15 protein-coding genes are annotated in these 15,431 nt (G+C 68.9%); 4 read left to right on the top strand and 11 right to left on the bottom strand.

Annotation, left to right across the window (positions count from 1 at the left end; all coding sequences use genetic code 11):
- Positions 1 to 61 precede the first annotated feature (61 nt).
- From J4H86_RS21600 to J4H86_RS21620, 5 genes are all read right to left on the bottom strand, one after another.
- Complete coding sequence (locus J4H86_RS21600; protein ID WP_236539810.1) at positions 62 to 877, bottom strand: helix-turn-helix domain-containing protein; 816 nt, start codon at positions 875 to 877, stop codon at positions 62 to 64.
- Positions 878 to 1,143: 266 nt separating this feature from the next.
- Entirely contained in the window at positions 1,144 to 1,725 is a 582-nt protein-coding gene (locus J4H86_RS21605) for a hypothetical protein (protein ID WP_236539812.1), read from the bottom strand.
- A complete protein-coding gene (locus J4H86_RS21610; RefSeq protein WP_236539813.1) occupies positions 1,715 to 2,362 on the bottom strand; it encodes a TetR/AcrR family transcriptional regulator in 648 nt (215 codons plus the stop codon). Before J4H86_RS21610 ends, J4H86_RS21605 begins: the two co-directional genes overlap by 11 nt.
- A 237-nt stretch (positions 2,363 to 2,599) precedes the next feature.
- Complete coding sequence (locus tag J4H86_RS21615) at positions 2,600 to 3,739, bottom strand: acyltransferase family protein (RefSeq protein ID WP_269134490.1); 1,140 nt, start codon at positions 3,737 to 3,739, stop codon at positions 2,600 to 2,602.
- 178 nt (positions 3,740 to 3,917) lie between these two features.
- Complete coding sequence (locus J4H86_RS21620; protein ID WP_236539816.1) at positions 3,918 to 4,385, bottom strand: DNA cytosine methyltransferase; 468 nt, start codon at positions 4,383 to 4,385, stop codon at positions 3,918 to 3,920.
- A 330-nt stretch (positions 4,386 to 4,715) separates the two neighbouring features.
- Here J4H86_RS21620 and mobF point away from each other — a divergent pair, with 330 nt between their 5' ends.
- The gene (gene mobF / locus J4H86_RS21625) at positions 4,716 to 8,267 is read left to right on the top strand and encodes a MobF family relaxase (protein WP_236539818.1); all 3,552 of its coding nucleotides are present in this window, start codon (positions 4,716 to 4,718) and stop codon (positions 8,265 to 8,267) included.
- An 8-nt stretch (positions 8,268 to 8,275) separates the two neighbouring features.
- Here the strand turns inward: mobF and J4H86_RS21630 are convergent, their stop codons facing one another.
- The gene (locus tag J4H86_RS21630) at positions 8,276 to 9,280 is read right to left on the bottom strand and encodes a DNA-processing protein DprA (RefSeq protein ID WP_236539820.1); all 1,005 of its coding nucleotides are present in this window, start codon (positions 9,278 to 9,280) and stop codon (positions 8,276 to 8,278) included.
- Positions 9,281 to 9,487: 207 nt separating this feature from the next.
- On the opposite strand from J4H86_RS21630, the gene J4H86_RS21635 reads away from it, so the two are divergent.
- Positions 9,488 to 9,895 (top strand): hypothetical protein, encoded by a 408-nt coding sequence (locus J4H86_RS21635; protein ID WP_236539822.1) that lies wholly within the window; start codon positions 9,488 to 9,490, stop codon positions 9,893 to 9,895.
- Here the strand turns inward: J4H86_RS21635 and J4H86_RS27695 are convergent.
- From J4H86_RS27695 to J4H86_RS21650, 3 genes are all read right to left on the bottom strand, one after another.
- Positions 9,799 to 10,083 (bottom strand): NAD(P)H-dependent oxidoreductase, encoded by a 285-nt coding sequence (locus J4H86_RS27695; protein WP_394356527.1) that lies wholly within the window; start codon positions 10,081 to 10,083, stop codon positions 9,799 to 9,801. The genes J4H86_RS21635 and J4H86_RS27695 overlap by 97 nt on opposite strands.
- A gap of 482 nt (positions 10,084 to 10,565) precedes the next feature.
- Complete coding sequence (locus J4H86_RS21645; RefSeq protein ID WP_236539827.1) at positions 10,566 to 12,164, bottom strand: MFS transporter; 1,599 nt, start codon at positions 12,162 to 12,164, stop codon at positions 10,566 to 10,568.
- Positions 12,165 to 12,268: 104 nt separating this feature from the next.
- Positions 12,269 to 13,066, bottom strand: coding sequence for a class I SAM-dependent methyltransferase (locus tag J4H86_RS21650; protein ID WP_236539829.1), 798 nt, complete (start codon positions 13,064 to 13,066; stop codon positions 12,269 to 12,271).
- A gap of 94 nt (positions 13,067 to 13,160) precedes the next feature.
- On the opposite strand from J4H86_RS21650, the gene J4H86_RS21655 reads away from it, so the two are divergent.
- Positions 13,161 to 13,748 (top strand): helix-turn-helix domain-containing protein, encoded by a 588-nt coding sequence (locus J4H86_RS21655; RefSeq protein ID WP_236539830.1) that lies wholly within the window; start codon positions 13,161 to 13,163, stop codon positions 13,746 to 13,748.
- 174 nt (positions 13,749 to 13,922) lie between these two features.
- Entirely contained in the window at positions 13,923 to 14,567 is a 645-nt protein-coding gene (locus J4H86_RS21660) for a GyrI-like domain-containing protein (RefSeq protein WP_236539832.1), read from the top strand.
- 200 nt (positions 14,568 to 14,767) lie between these two features.
- Here the strand turns inward: J4H86_RS21660 and J4H86_RS21665 are convergent, their stop codons facing one another.
- Complete coding sequence (locus tag J4H86_RS21665; RefSeq protein ID WP_236539834.1) at positions 14,768 to 15,079, bottom strand: metal-sensitive transcriptional regulator; 312 nt, start codon at positions 15,077 to 15,079, stop codon at positions 14,768 to 14,770.
- A gap of 84 nt (positions 15,080 to 15,163) precedes the next feature.
- The gene (locus J4H86_RS21670) at positions 15,164 to 15,406 is read right to left on the bottom strand and encodes a hypothetical protein (protein ID WP_236539836.1); all 243 of its coding nucleotides are present in this window, start codon (positions 15,404 to 15,406) and stop codon (positions 15,164 to 15,166) included.
- Between the last annotated feature and the right edge of the window lie 25 nt (positions 15,407 to 15,431).

Below are 15,431 nucleotides of genomic sequence, written 5' to 3' on the forward strand. Positions count from 1 at the left end.
CTCCCGCCGACGGTCGACGGGAAGCGGGGATGTCCGGTCGGACGCCGGACGAAGTGAGGGTTTACCGGACCACGGTGCCGTTCTCGGGGTGATCCGTGGTGACGGGGCGCATGGCGCGGTAGCGGCTCGGGCTGAGCCCGGTGTGCTCGATGAACGCCTCCGTCGCCCGTGACCGGCTCGACCAGCCCACATGCCGGCCCGCAGCAGCCACGGGCAGGTCGGTCTCGCGCAGCAGCCGCGCCATCTCCTGCACCCGCAGCATCGTCAGGTAAGCGATCGGGGTCTTCCCGAACGCCTCAGCGAACACCCGCGTGAGCTGTTGCGGAGATAGCCGCACGGTCTCGGCCAGTTCGCCCAGCGTCCACGGGTGCGCGACGTTCTCGTGGAGGGCTTCGCGCGCGAGCATCGCTTCACGGCGCAGCGGCGCGAACCGCCGGGTACGCGGCAACACGGGACGCGAGCGCGCCCGCTGCAACGGCGTCAACCGCACCGGCGAGATACGGATGTGTGGGGCGACGACATCCATCACCGCGAACCAGAGGGCCTGCAACCGGTTGAACCGCTGCGGGAAACAGCCCTCAATACTGAGGGCGACCATCTCGTCCAGCCACGGCGTCACCATGCCCGCCCGGTCTCTGCCCAGGCGCAGGACCTGGGCCGGCTCGGAGTAGACCTTCTCGGCAAACCCTTGCGCGTCGAGCCGATCGTGCAGGACGGTCGAGTGCTGCCAGAAGAACTGATCGAGCGCGAAGTCGGTATCGACGTAGATCGCGGTGAGAGTGACGTAGTCTTCGGGTTCGGCGCTGAACAACACGTTCGGGCCGATCAGGATCGCATCACCGAAGCTGGCCGGCTGGTGCCCGAACTCGCTGAACACGATCGCGGACCCCGACCTGACGAACACGAGCTTGAGACAGTCGTAGACTATCGGCCCGACCGGACGACGGATTGAGCGGGTGCGGGCCAGGACTGGCAGAAACCGTCCGCGGTCAGGGGCCTTTACCATCCGCACCGGTCGGCCCTGATCCGCAGAGCGCGCAATGGCTCGACGCTGTCCGCGCTCGGCGTGGAGAGCAGAGCCCACGCCGCAGATACCATCTTCTTTGAAGCGCCGCGAATGAGTGTTCTGACCCATCGAGCCGATCAGTCGTCGAGCAGAGGGTTGTACTTCATACTCAGGCTGCGTTCGAGCCCGGCGGCTCCGGCCAGGATGATGAGTGCCACGTTCGTCCAGCCCGGTAGCGTCAGTGCCGGGACCTCGAACGACGGCAGTCCGACGAGCGGCGTCAGGTTCCCGGCAAGGTTGATCAGCTGGGGAAGCTCGATCCCGAGCACAGCCAGTAGGACGACGAGCGAGACCCAACCGACGACTCGGCTCGCGGTAGGGTGAGCGGTACCGACCCGCGCCCGCCATGCCTCGGCCGTTCCTTCGGCCGGTGGAAGCTGCACTGTGCCGCCAGCTTCGCCCTGTCGCAGGCGAACGTACTTCATGCCGGCCTTAGCGACCGCGGCCTCGATCCGTACGCCACCGCCGAGATGGAACGTGGCACGCCCGCGAGCAGTGTCGACGAGTCGCCCGTTCCGGTAGAGGCGGATGCGCTCGTCCAGGTCGAGGTAGTGAGCGTCGACGACGTAGGTCGCCCCGTCGTGCTCGGTCTCGAAACGGCCCCGGACCAGCCTCTCCCCGCGCCGCAGCGGCCGCAGGACCTCGGAGTCATCCGCCATGGCCGCCCTCCGTGTCGTCAGTCGTGCTCTTGCCGAGCCCGCAGGCCAGCGCCGCGTCTAGGACCCGGTGTGCCTCGTCGGCCCCGAGATGGCCGTGCAGGACTTCACTCGCGAGCCCGCCGGCCGTCGCAAGCAATCCATCAGAGATCATCTCCGGGGACGTGATGCCGGCTGCTTCCAGCGCGGAACCGGGTCTGCGTAAGACGAGCGCAACCTGATCGACCAGCAGCATGCGCAGCTCTGCGTGACCCTCCAGCAGTGCCCGCCCCAACGCCGGCTCGGTGAGCGCCAAGGTCTCAAACATGGTGACCACACGGAGATCTCTGAAGTCCTCGGGACTCCGCGGGATCATCGTGCGCAGAATCGCCGCGACCACCTCCGCAGGGCTCGGCTCGACTTTCGCGAGCGTCGCCTCCACACGAGAACGCGCCCTATCCTGCACAGCATCGAAGCAGGCCTGCACCAGCCTGGCGCGGTCGGTGAAGTAGTGCTGGACCCGTCCCGGGGATACATCCGCGGCAGCAGCGACCCGACGGAACGTCAGCGACTCGAGGCCCCCCTGCTCGACCGCGGCGCCCGCTGCATCGATGATCGCTTGCCGGACCACATCGTGATCGCGTCCGCGCCCTCGCGCCACAGCCCATCTCCCTTCCTTCCGCAGTGTAATACAAGTGTATCGAAGTAAATACGCGGTCTCCATCCCTTCTGGCAGGCGGGCGACGGCGGCAGGCCGACATTGGCGCTCTACGGTCACTTGGCGATTTCAGTGCCGTGGGAGCGACCGGACGCCAGGCGCGGTGTCAGGGTTCGGCCACGGCCGAGCCTTGAACCCCGGTCGCGAAGGGTGCCGGGCATTGGGGAGCGGAGAAAGCTGTCACATAATCTTCTTGACTCCTGGGATCGTGCGCACGACTGCAGCGAGCAGCCAGCAGGCCGGTACTGCCAGGAGGAGCAGGACGCCGAACTTCGCGATCGCCGGAGCCGTGACGTCCCGAAGCATCAGTGCAAGACCGACCAGGATTGCGGGATGAATGACGTAGACGGTGAACGCGTTCGCCGACAGAAACCTCCGGATCGGTCCGGTGTCCGGCGCGAGTCGTCTGAATATCACCAGCACTACCACGCTGAGCCCGACGCCGAGCGCGGCCGTGAGAACTCCCGCCGCGACCGCAGACACGCGAGGGTCGGGCGACATCATCCCAGGCGCGAGCGCTGAAAGCGTGACTGCGGACAGGGCTGCGGTCATCGCGGCGACTGAGGTGGGCACGCGTTCCAGCCATCGATGCCGGGACGCGAGCACGCCAGCGGCAAACATCAACGCGTACTGCGGAAGAAAGGACGGCGTCGGCAGACCCACGACTGGCCAATGAGTGCCATCGGGAACAATGAGCCGCCAGGCCGCCCCCGTTGCAGCCATGACGGCCATGAGCGCGAGGAGTTGGACGACGGCAACTCCGGGGCGAAGTTCGGAAGCGGTGTCCCGGCCAGGTGGAGGGGTTCTGCGTGCGGTGCGGTAGATGGCGTAGATCAATGAGAACACCAGCAGCACTTCGAGGAACCAGGCCGGTCCCGCATCGATAGTGCGAAGGTAGTGCAGAGCGTAGGGCGGCCGGTCCGAGTCGAGTAGCCAGGAGTGGAAGTTGGCAAGTGGCCGCACGATCAGCACGAAGCTGAGCAATGGGAGACCCAGACGGATGAGCCGATCCTGGGCGAATGTGCGCGGCCCGTGTCGGTCGACCGACACAGGAACGAAGTAGCCCGAGATGAGGAAGAATAAACCCATGAACCAGGTCTGGTTCAGCACAACCAGCGCGTCTAGCGCATAGGCCGACGGATCCTGTGGGGGCTCGTTGTAGAACCAGACGGGGATGTTCCCGTAGGTGACCGCGCAGTGGTGCGCTATGACCAGGACGGTAACTGCCACCCGGACCGTGTCAATCCACGGCAGTCGAGGACGAGCAGCGGCCTCGGCGCGGTGCAGCCCCCGCAAGTTCGGTTGAGACTCTCTATGCATCAGATTGGCATCCTGTCTTTGTTCTCGGCGGTGAACTGTCGCGGCATAGCCGAGTTGGTTCGCGTTGCTGTGGCGTGGGCAGAGACCCTGCAGGGCTTTGCCCGCCGAGGCCTAACCTCGGTTTGGGGGCTGCGGGCTTACCCCCGGGCGTCACAGCACTACGATACAATTGTATCGTTCAGGGTGTGAAGTCGATGGTTGCATCGTCGGGGTTGCGTGCATCGGGGGTTGCTCCTTCCGGGGTGGGGCGGACTGCGGGTGCGGAGAGCAGGCCGCGGACGTTCTCGATGACGACGAGCTCGGGTTGTAGCGCGTCGATCGCGGCCGCCATGTGCGACCAGAGCCCGGAGCGCGTGCCGGGTGCGAGGCCGGCGCCTCTGCCGACCGTGCTCACGTCTTGGCAGGGGAACCCTCCGATCAGCACGTCCACCGGCAGCACCGTCGCCCACTCGACGGATGTGATGTCGCCGAGGTCCGGGAAGCCCGGCCAGTGGTGGGCGAAGACGCGGATGGAGGTGTTGGTCTCGGAGAACCAGATCGTCTCGCCGCCGGTGGCGTACTCGACGGCAAGGTCGAGGCCGCCGTAGCCGGAGGACAGCGACCCGACGTGGAGAGGGCGGCCGCGAAGGGGATGGTCGTCGCGCATGAGGTGGCTCCGCAGGCTTCGTGAACTCGGGATCTCGACGCGACCGAACGGGCGCCGACGCTCCGGGCTGAACACCTGCCAGGTGTGCCACCAGACGACCGGCGCGTATCGAATGACCGCGACCCGAAGCGTCTTCGGCCGACTGCCTCCTCGAACCCGCGGCAGCGCGCGACTCGACCTCCTTCGTGACCGTCGCTCTCGCCGCCCCAACGAGCCGCCACACGTCTTTCAAGCGAGGCCCCTGCCGTCAACCTAAGTTGACAACGGGAGGTTGAGACGCTTCGCCGTTGTGAGATGCCGTCGGCTCACCTGGTCGGTATGACGGTCTCGATGCGAGTGATGAGCGCCGGCGACGGCTACGAGTACCTGCTGCGCACCGTCGCCGCCGGTGACGGCGACCGCTCGCTCTCGACCCCGTTGACGAGGTATTACACGGAGGAGGGAACTCCTCCCGGGTTTTGGATGGGGTCGGGCCTGCCGTACCTCGGCGGCGGCGAGCTCACCGAGGGCGGCCGGGTCTCCGAGGCTCAGCTTCAGCTCCTGGTCGGGATGGGTCGCGACCCGATCACGGGTGAGCCGCTGGGTGAGGCGTATCGGCAGTACGCGAGCGTGCAGGAGCGCGTCGATCAGCGGGTCGCTGACCTTGACTCGGAGCTGGGGCCGGTGTCTCGTGCGGAGCAGGTCGCGGCGATCGAGGCGGAGGAGGCTGAGCGCGGCACCCGCCGGGCGGTCGCGGGGTATGACTTGACGTTCTCGGTGCCGAAGTCGCTGTCGGCGTGGTGGGGTGTTGCGGACGGAGGCACGCAATCCCTGATCGCAGACGCCCATCATCAGGCGGTTGCGGAGGTGGTTGCGTTCCTCGAACGCGAGGTTGCGACCACGCGCGTCGGTGCCGCCGGGCCGGAGGGCGCGGTCGCGCATGTCGATGTCGCCGGCGTCCTCGCAACCGCGTTCGACCACTACGACTCACGCAGTGGTGATCCGCAGTTGCACACGCACGTCGTGGTCAGCAACAAAGTGCTGACGGTGCAAGATCAGAAATGGCGCACCCTCGCCGGTCGCCCGGTGCACGCCTCGGTCGTCGCGCTGTCCGAGCTGTACAACGCGATCCTCGCTGATCGGATCACGGGCATGTTCGGGATCGAGTGGGAGGCCAGGGAGCGGGGCCGGGATCGGAACCCGGCATGGGAGCTTGCGCCGGTGCCGGACGAGCTGATCTCGGAGTTCTCGTCGCGGTCGCGGCAGATCGAGGAGGAGAAGACTCGCCTGATCGACACTTACCGGGCCAAGCATGGCCGTGAGCCGTCGGCGAAGACGATCCTGAAGCTCCGCGCCCAGGCGACCCTCGCGACTCGTCCGGAGAAGCGGGTGCAGTCGCTCGCTGCCCTTACCGCCAACTGGCGCCACCGCGCCGGCGAGGTCCTCGGTGAGGACGCGACCGGCTGGGCGCGCACTCTCACCGGCACCGGGGAGCAGGCGGCGCTGTTGCGGGCCGACGATGTACCCCTGGACACCATCACCGACCTCGGCCAGTCCGTCGTCGCGGCGGTGGGTGAGAAACGGTCGACGTGGCGGCGCTGGAACCTCCACTCCGAGGCGAGCCGGCAGCTCATGGGCATCCGGTTCGCGACCGCCGCTGACAGGGAGGCGATCACCGGCATGGTCACCGACGCCGCCGAACAGGCGTCGCTGCGGTTGACGCCGCCGGAGCTGGCATCGAGCCCGATCGTGTTCCGCCGCCCCGACGGATCAAGCCGCTTCCGCCACCCCAGCGCCGTCCTTTACTCCACCGAAGAACTGCTGGCCGCGGAAGACCGCCTCCTCGACCGCTCCCACGCCACGACCGGGCCGACCGTGGAACTGGCCACCGTCGAGAAGATCACCAGCAGACCGGATACGGAGGGCCGCCGGCTCGGCCCCGATCAGGCCGATGCCCTACAGCGGATCGCCGTGTCGGGCCGGGTCGTCGACGTGCTCGTCGGGCCAGCAGGTGCAGGGAAGACGACAGCGATGAGCGCGTTGAAGCGGGCCTGGGAGCAGCAGCACGGCACAGGCAGCGTGGTCGGGCTCGCCCCGTCGGAGAACGCGGCACAGGTGCTCGGCGAGGAACTGGGGATCGCGACGGAAAACACGGCCCGCTGGTGGCAGATGCACCTCCTCCACGGAACCACGTTCGACAAGGACCAGCTCGTGATCCTCGACGAAGCATCCCTGGCCGGCACCGGCTCCCTCGATCGCATCACCGGCCTCGCCGAACAAGCCGGCGCGAAAGTCCTCCTCGTGGGCGACTGGTCGCAACTCCAGGCGGTGGATGCGGGCGGGGCGTTCGGGATGCTAGTCCACGACCGCGACGACGCCCCCGAACTGGTCGACGTACACCGGTTCACCCATCAATGGGAGAAGGCCAACTCGCTGGCCCTGCGGCACGGCCGTACCCCGGCCATCGACACGCTCATCGAGCACGACCGAGTGCGCGGCGGGGAACAGGACGCGATGATCGATGCCGCCTACACCGCCTGGCGGGCCGACGTGCAAGCGGGGTGGGCGTCGATCCTCGTCGCCGAAACCCGCGAGACCGTCACCCAGCTCAACGAGCGGGCCCGCGCCGACCTCATCCTCGACCGCACGATCACCCCCAGCCGAGAAGTCACCCTGCACGACGGCACCCAGGCATCCAAGGGTGACCGGGTCATCACAAGGGAGAACGACCGGCGCCTGCGGTCGAAGAACGGCAAGAACTGGGTGCGCAACGGCGACCGCTGGACCATCACCGCCGTTTCCAGCGATGGGTCGATCACCGTCCGCCCCGCCGGACGACGCTTCGGCGGCTCACTCGTGCTCCCCGCCGCCTACGTCGCCGAACAGGTCGAACTCGGGTATGCGATCACCGGGCACCGCGCCCAAGGCGTCACGGTCGACACCGCGCACACGGTCGTGACGGCGACGACCACGCGGGAGAACTTCTACGTCGCGATGACCCGCGGCCGGCACGGGAACTACGCCTACGTCGCCACCGACACCACAGACGACGCGCATGTCGCCCCGCACCCCTCCGACAACCCCGACGCCGCCGCCCGGTCCGTCCTGTACGGGGTGCTCCAGCACGTCGGCGCCGAGCTGTCCGCGCACGAGACCGTCACCGCCGAGCAGGAGCGCTGGGGGTCCATCGCTCAGTTGGTGGCGGAGTACGAGACCATCGCCCAAGCCGGCCAGCACGACCGCTGGGCCACCCTCCTCGAAACCTCCGGCCTCACCGAGGGGCAGGTCGATCTCGTGCTCGGCTCCGACGCCTACGGTGCCCTGTCCGCCGAGCTGCGCCGCGCCGAGGCCAACCATCACGACCTCGATGAGTTGTTCCCGTGGCTCGTGGCGGCGCGGGACTTCGCCGATGCCGACGACATCGCCTCGGTCCTGCACCACCGCCTTGCCCGCGCTACCGCCCGCCCCGCCGGGTCCGGACGCACCCGCCGATCACCATGGCTGATCGCCGGGCTCGTCCCGTATGCCTCCGGCGTCACCGACCCCGAGATGCACCACGCCCTCACCGAACGCGAAGAGCTCATCGAGCACCGCGCATCCGCGGTCCTCGACCGCGACCTGAACGAGGGAGAACCATGGACGGCCGCGCTCGGAACCAAGCCAGCAGACGCACGAACGGCGCAGCGATGGCGGCAGGCCGGCCGGGTCGTCGCCGCCTATCGCGACCGGTACCAGATCACCGACGACACCCCGCTCGGCCCAGGGCCCGGATCGGATGCGCAGAAACTCGACGCCGCCCGCGCCACCGCCGCGCTCACCCGGGCCCAGCAGCTCAGCCGCCACACCCCGAACACCGAGCAGCCGGACCTCACCATGGAGGCCCGGCAGGGCCGCGCGCTCTGACCCGCGGATCAGAGGGAGCGGCCGGGCCGGTACTGATCGACGGCATCGAGATCGCGACCGGCGCTCAGCCCCGTGGTTCGTGCCGGGGCCTGGCGTCGTCGGTCGCTGGTGAGGGTGGCGAGGTCGTGGTGGCCGGTGACGAGGGCGGCGGTGCCCTCGCTCAGCAGCAGATGCGTGCCGGTGCTCGCCGCGGACGTGACCGGCCCGGGCACCGCCCCAACCCCACGACCGAGGGCATGCGCTTCGCGGGCGACGTGCAGGGAGCCGGAGCGTGCCCCGGCTTCCACGATCACCGTCGCCGAGGACAGTGCCGCCAGGAGTCGGCCGCGGGCGATGAACCGGTGCCGGGTCGGCGCCGCCCCGGGCGGCATCTCACTCATCAGCAACCCCACATCGCCGACCCGTTCGAGCATGTCGCGATGCCCCGCCGGGTAGAGCCGGTCCGGCCCGCCGGGCACCACCGCGATCGTCTGCCCACCGCTACTCAGCGCAGCGCGGTGCGCGGCACCGTCGATGCCGTAGGCGCCGCCGGAGACCACGATCTGCTCCGCGTGCGACGCATCGTGCGCGAGCTCTCCGGCGACGTGATCGCCGTAACTCGTCGATGCCCGAGACCCGGTGATCGTCACCCGCGTCTCCTGCCGGACTGCGAGGAACGAGGTCGCCCCCTTCGCCCACAGCACATACGGGGCACGATCACCCAGCGCGTCCACCGAGACCGGCCAATGCGCATCGCCAGGGATCAGCGGCGCATACGACCCGTCCAGCAGCCCCGCCAGCTCATCGCCGAGGCTGCCCCGGGAAGCGAACTGCTGCGCGGTGTGGTGCAGGATCGACGCTTCCTCAGCCCGGACGCCCGGCATCGATCCGCCCGCGTCGAGGAGCCGGAGGGTATCGACGGCGCCTTCGCGGCGCAGCAGCCGACCGACGGTGCGGTCGGCGGGCTCGATCATCATCGAGAGCATCACGCGGGCCGTCCGCTCATCGGAGGCGTAGTCAGCCAGAGCAACCATGACCGGGTCCTTCCACTCACCAGGCACTACCAGCGCAGGTGCACCCGGCACCGCGACGAGACCTTCCCCTTCGCCAGGCCCCGGCGTAAACTAGGAGGTGAAGCGCAGGCATTCCATCTGTAGGGTCCTTCGGGATCGCCCCTTCCGGGGCCACCACCAACACGCCGCTTCTCGATCATTCGAACCGTGTTGAATGGAGGCCCACCGATGTTCCTCAGCGACCGCGCCCGACGCCGCTGGCGCCAGAGCGAGAACACCGCCCAGAACCTGGAACCGGCCCGCCGGCTCTTCCCGACGAACCGCATCCGCGATGCCGTCTACACCCGGCGCGGACTCAAATGGGGCGTTCCCGCGATGCTGCTCGCCGCCCCCTACATCGCCGCCGTCAAGCTCCTGAGCGATCACATCGAGCAGGGCGGTCCCGGCTGGCTCCACCTGGTCGTCCTGCTGTGCGCATGGAACGCGCTCAAGATGCTCTGGCTCGGCCCGATGAGCCTCATCGCCCTCGCCCGCGTCCGCTACCGCGAGCACGTCCAGCGCCGCGCTGCTCGCCGTGAAGATCGCCACCACACGGGGGTCGCGATAACCAGGTGCTGGGCATTCCGGATCGCCTGACGAGCCTCGACCAGATCAGGCTCGATAGGCATGCGCCGGGTGTATCCGAAGCGCAGCTGCAGGTCAAAGTCCAGATCCCGAACCGCAAGCAATCGCGCGTCGGTGGAATGGTGGGCGTAGGTACGCGCGATGGCGGCTGTCAGGCTGTCAGGATTTGGGTGGCCGTCGATGACGAGAACCGCGGGCATGAATTCCTCCGGGTCGAGGGTTGATGATGTTGACGTGGCGACTACGCCCTGCGACAAAGGCGCGTCAGATTACGGCGTCCACCCCGCCCGGTCGACGTCGAACGCCTTGCCTTCCTGGCGTTCGCCCACGAGTTCCCATTCCCCGCCGGGCTGCAACGCCGTCGTGCGCACCGGTGATCCTAGATGGCGCCGGCGGCCGGCGAGCGAATTCGGGTGTGGGCTCAGGCCTGGTCCCGCGGGCGATCAGGTGAGCCGGCAGTCGCGGGGGGACGTGGGACGCGAGGTTGCCGGTGCCTGTCACTAGGGTGAAGGTCATCGGTGCTGCTCCTGTCACGTTCACGCGTGGTTGCCCATCGACCTATTGACGGTCGAGCGAAGGAAACGTGACAGGCCCCACCGGGACCTGCTGGTCACCGAGCGGTGAGCGTGGCTCCCGCCGGAGCGGCGCTTCCGGCGGGAGCCACGGGGGCCTGATGCTCGCGTTAGGACGTGGGGATGGGGGCGGCCGCGTCCTCGGTTGCATCGTTGGGCTCGGTGTTGGTGGGTGGAGTGGGCCTGGGGCCTCGGAACAGGACGAGGAGCACCATCACGGCCATCACCGCGACACCGACCCACATGGCCTGCTGCCAGCCGGAGACGAACGCCTCCTGCGCGGCGGTGAGGATCTGCTGGGAGTGGACGCCGGCGGTCTGACTAACGGCGGTCGCGTTGGCGATCCCGTCGCTCGCGGTCGCCGCGAGGTCGTCGGGAACCCCGTCCAGGCGGTCGCTGATGGCGTTCTGGTAGCCCGCTGTCAGGAGCCCGCCGAGCAGCGCGATCCCCAGGGCGGCACCGAACTCCCGAGTGAGGTCGTTGAGCGCCGAGGCCACCCCCTGTTGTTCCCGGGGCAGGGACGAGGTGATCGCCTCGGTCGAGGGGGTCATCGCCAGCCCCGCCCCGAGCCCCATCGCGACCAGTCCCGGCAGGACGGTCAGGTACCCGCCCGAGGCGGAAACGAGAGTGGCCATCAGCGCCAGTCCGCCGGCGGCGACGGTGAGCCCGGTCGCCATCGCCGCGCGGACCCCGACCCGCGCGGCGAGTCGAGGAGCGAGGCCCGAAGCGGCCATCATCACCAACGCCATGGGCATCATGCCGAGAGTGGCGAGCAGCCCGCTCCAACCGAGGACCACCTGGAAAAACGGGTAGAGGACCAGAGAGACCCCGCCCTGCACCCCGAACAGGACCAGCAGCAGTGTGGTGCCCGACGACAGCCCGCGCGTGCGGAAGTGGCGGATGTCCAGCAGCGGGAACGGGGTACGCAACTCCCAGAGCACGAACACGACCGTCGCGACGAGCGCCGCGGTGAGGGTGAGGACGATGGCGGGGTCGCCCCAGCCGAGTGCGGGCGCCTCGTGTAGGGCGAAGGTGTACCCGACGGCGGCGACGATCGAGGTCACGGTCCCGGGTACGTCGAACCGTCCGGGTGTGTCGCCACGGGAGTTCGGGACGGCCCGAACACTGATCAGTGCCGAGACGAGCGCGAGGGCGAGCGGCAGCGCGAACAGCCACCGCCAGGTCGCGACATCCACCAGGAGCGCGGAGAGGTACATGCCGATGATGCCGCCTCCACCGGCGACCGCGGTCCACATGCCGATGGCCCGGGAACGCCGCTCGTCGGGGAAGGACGCTGTGATCACCGACAGGGTGACGGGCATGATCATGGCTGCCCCGACGCCGCTGAGCATGCGCGCCCCCAGCATCACCTCGGCGGTCGGGGCGAGCCCGGCGGCGACGTTCGCCGTCGCGAACACGGCGAGCCCCGCGAGCAGGACGGGCTTGCGTCCCCACCGGTCGCCCGCCGCCCCCAGAGGCAGGAGGAGTGCGGCCAGGGTAAGGGTGTAGGTGTTGATGATCCACAGCACCTCACCGTGCGAGGCGTCGAACGTCGCCGCCAACTGCGGCTGGGCCACGTTCAGCCCGGAGACCGACGCGACGACTGCCATCAACGCGAGGCAGACGGCCCACAGGATCGCGCGGCGGCGACGTGGGTCCTCGATCAACGGTGTGGGCGCGTCCGATCCGTCGGAGGTGGTGGAGATCATGGTCAGCTGGTCCTTTCGGCGGTGAGTCCCGCCCGGTGACGAGGCGCGGTGGGCGGCAGGCACCGGCGTCGAGGCGCGCGCCTCGACGCCGGGACGGACACGGATCAGGGCACGCGCTGGACGCGGACGACCACGTCGCGCAACTGCCGGGCGCGCCCACCCGCGTGTACGGTGCGGGTGTTCTCGTAGGCGGCGTCGACACGCCACTCCGGCGAGGGGAACAGCTCCGCGATCCCCGCCCGGGTGGCCGTGGCACCCTCGGGATGCCCGTGCCCGTGCCCGTGCCCGTGCTGTCCGTGGCCGTGGTGGCCGTGGTCGTGCTGTCCGTGGTCGTGGACGTGGCCCACGATCAGGAGGGTGCCGCCGGGGGCGACCCAGGCCGCGATGCGCCGGTAGAACGCGAGCTGCCCGATGTCGGGGTGGGCGTAGCTGGTGACCACGAGATCCCAGGCGCGTTCTGGCTTCCAGCGGGTCACGTCTGTCTCCACCCACTCCACCTGGCCGGCCAGCCCGGCGGCGTCGGCGCGACCCGCGGCGGTGGCCAACGCGTTCGCGGAGATGTCGGCGCCGGTGACGCGCCAGCCCCGCTCGGCCAACCAGAGCGCCTCGGTTCCGGTGCCGCACCCCGCGTCCAGCGCGGTTCCCCGGGGCAGGTGCGCGGTCTCGGCGGGTACATAGGGATTGACCGGCAGGAGCCGGCCGTCGCCGCCGACGGTGGGAGTCCAGTGGTCCTCCCAATAGTTCTTGTCGAACTCGTGCGTCACGTGCCCGCCACTTCCGCTCCACCGGGTGTCGTCGTCCGCCCGGCCGCTGTGGGTGGGCGTCAACGCCGCACCCTCACCGGTCACGCCACCTTCCGCACTCGCCTCGTTGCGCACCGGCGTGTTGTTCTCCGCGTTCATCGCGTTGTCCTCCCGCTCTTCGCGTTGCTGGGACCAGCATCAACGCCCACAGGGCGGACTGGCAAATATCATTGCCGAATGGCAAAATGGCCGTATGAGTGACACGGACGACCAGACTCTGGACACCGTCGGCCCCCGCCTGAAGCACCTGCGGCTGCACCGCGACGTCACGCTGACCCGGCTCGCCACGGAGACCGGGATCTCCGCCAGTACGCTGTCCCGGCTGGAAGCCGGACTCCGCCGGCCGACCTTGGAACAGCTCCTGCCGCTGGCTCGGTACTACGGAGTCACCATCGACTCCCTCGTCGACGCGCCCCGCACCGCCGATCCCCGCGTCGACCTGCGCCCATTGGCGTGCGCCGACGGGTCGGTGATCATTCCGCTCACCCGACGGCCGGGCGGTATCCAGGCCTACAAGTTCGTCCTACCGACCGGCCGCGACGACACCGTCCCCGACCCGCGTTCCCACGAGGGCTACGACTGGGCCTACGTCCTCAACGGGACACTGCGGCTGGTCCTCGGCGACCAGGACCTTCGCCTCCGCGCCGGCGAGGCCGCGGAGTTCGACACCCGCACGCCCCACTGGTTCGGCGCCACCAGCAGTGGCCCGGTCGAGTACCTCAGCCTCGTCGGCCGCCAGGGCGAGCGCGCCCACATCCGCGTCAATACGGATCCCGCCTAGCGTGACGCTGCTTCTCGTCGTGCGACGTTCGTGTGGCTGGCGACCGTCTGGGGCGTGGTCGCTATGGGGAAAACCGTGGCTGGTTGATCGATTGCGAACGCGTGTCCGAAACAGTGGTTCAATGGTGGTCCGCGCTCCGGCTCCCGTCGTCAACCAGTTCCGTGGAGATCGCCTGTGTCCAACACACCGAAGAAGACCGACCTCAAGAAGGAGCTGCCCACCTTTCGGGCGAGCGCCGGGGCGTTCGAGATCCTCGATGTTCCCGACTTCCAGTACCTGATGATCGACGGCCGTGGTGACCCCAACAGCTCACCGGCCTACGCCCAGGCACTCTCCGCCCTCTATCCGGCGGCCTACAAGCTCAAGTTCCACAGCAAGAAGGAACTCGACCGCGACTACGTGGTTCCCCCGTTGGAGGGCCTCTGGTGGGCGGAGGACATGACGTCCTTCACCACGTCCCGGGACAAGTCCCAGTGGAGCTGGACCATGATGATCATGGTGCCGGAGTGGATCACTCAGGAGGACTACGCGGCGGCGCTGGGCGGCGTGAAAGAGAAGGATCGCCCGGAACGGCTCGACGACGTCCGGTTGGCGACGCTCGCCGAGGGCCGCTGTGTCCAGACCCTCCACATCGGCTCCTACGACGACGAAACGGAGGTCCTCGCGCGCCTGCACACGGAGTTCGTGCCCGCCAACGGTCTCCGCATGGTCGGAACTCACCACGAGATCTACCTCAGCGACCCACGAAAGGTCGCCCCGGAGCGGTTGCGCACCATCCTGCGCCAACCCGTCCGGTCCGACGCGGGCCCGGACGCCTGAGGAGGTCAGAAGCCGAGCCCGGACAGTCTGGCCGTGAGCTCGGCGACCACCCGCGGCGTCCCTCGGTCGCGCGGGCGTTCCAGGAGCCCGGCGGGTAGGTGTGCGATCCGGCGGTGTCCCTGTCCGTTCGTCGTCGTCCGCCAAGACGGCGAACGCCCGCGCTCGCCGGAGGGGGAACGCGGGCGGGGGACGTCCGTCCGTCACTTGATGAGGCGGCCGATGGCGGCGGAGGCCTCTTTGAGTTTCTCGTCTGGGCCGGTGGCGGAGTGGGCGGCTCCCAGGACGCAGTGCTTGAGGTGTTCGTCGAGCAGGCCCAGGGACACGGTCTCGAGCTCGGAGGTGATGTCGCCGATCTCGGTGAGCATCTCGATGCAGTACTGGTCGTCCTGGATCATTCGGTGGACGACCTGGGTCTTGCCCTCGATGCGCTTCAGCCTGGTGATGTAGTCGTCCTTGTCGACACGGTGCCGGTCGTGGCCGGTGGGGCGGTCGGCGGTGGCGTGAGTCGTCATCGTGTCCTCCTGGGGGCGTGGTCGAGGGGAGAGGAGAGCCCCGGCCGCTTCGCTGGGGAAGTGACCGGGGCGGTGGGGCCTGGATCAGGCCGCGCTCACGTAGCGCTCGGGGTCGGCGTCGAACAGTGGCCCGCAGGACGAGCAGCACAGCCAGTACCGGGTCCCGTTGTGGTCGCGGTACAGTCCCGCGGCTTCGGCGTCCGCCTTCACCACGGTGCTTCCGCGCATCACGGGGCAGGTGGCGACGTCGTCGGCGTTGTCCTGACCGACCTGGACGGGCTGGGGGGTCGCGGCCTTGTCGTGGCCGCCGCAGCAGGAGGAGCTCATGGTTCCCGTTCTCCGATTCGTTTCA

Source organism: Spiractinospora alimapuensis, assembly GCF_018437505.1.
Lineage (GTDB): Bacteria > Actinomycetota > Actinomycetes > Streptosporangiales > Streptosporangiaceae > Spiractinospora > Spiractinospora alimapuensis.

Coding starts and splice junctions, on each gene's coding strand:
- mobF (WP_236539818.1), top strand. CDS start 4,716: ATGCGAGTGATGAGCGCCGGCGACGGCTACGAGTACCTGCTGCGCACC.
- J4H86_RS21670 (WP_236539836.1), bottom strand. CDS start 15,406: ATGAGCTCCTCCTGCTGCGGCGGCCACGACAAGGCCGCGACCCCCCAG.
- J4H86_RS21655 (WP_236539830.1), top strand. CDS start 13,161: ATGAGTGACACGGACGACCAGACTCTGGACACCGTCGGCCCCCGCCTG.
- J4H86_RS21650 (WP_236539829.1), bottom strand. CDS start 13,066: ATGAACGCGGAGAACAACACGCCGGTGCGCAACGAGGCGAGTGCGGAA.
- J4H86_RS21605 (WP_236539812.1), bottom strand. CDS start 1,725: ATGGCGGATGACTCCGAGGTCCTGCGGCCGCTGCGGCGCGGGGAGAGG.
- J4H86_RS21630 (WP_236539820.1), bottom strand. CDS start 9,280: ATGGTTGCTCTGGCTGACTACGCCTCCGATGAGCGGACGGCCCGCGTG.
- J4H86_RS27695 (WP_394356527.1), bottom strand. CDS start 10,083: ATGCCCGCGGTTCTCGTCATCGACGGCCACCCAAATCCTGACAGCCTG.
- J4H86_RS21645 (WP_236539827.1), bottom strand. CDS start 12,164: ATGATCTCCACCACCTCCGACGGATCGGACGCGCCCACACCGTTGATC.
- J4H86_RS21665 (WP_236539834.1), bottom strand. CDS start 15,079: ATGACGACTCACGCCACCGCCGACCGCCCCACCGGCCACGACCGGCAC.
- J4H86_RS21635 (WP_236539822.1), top strand. CDS start 9,488: ATGTTCCTCAGCGACCGCGCCCGACGCCGCTGGCGCCAGAGCGAGAAC.
- J4H86_RS21615 (WP_269134490.1), bottom strand. CDS start 3,739: ATGCATAGAGAGTCTCAACCGAACTTGCGGGGGCTGCACCGCGCCGAG.
- J4H86_RS21620 (WP_236539816.1), bottom strand. CDS start 4,385: ATGCGCGACGACCATCCCCTTCGCGGCCGCCCTCTCCACGTCGGGTCG.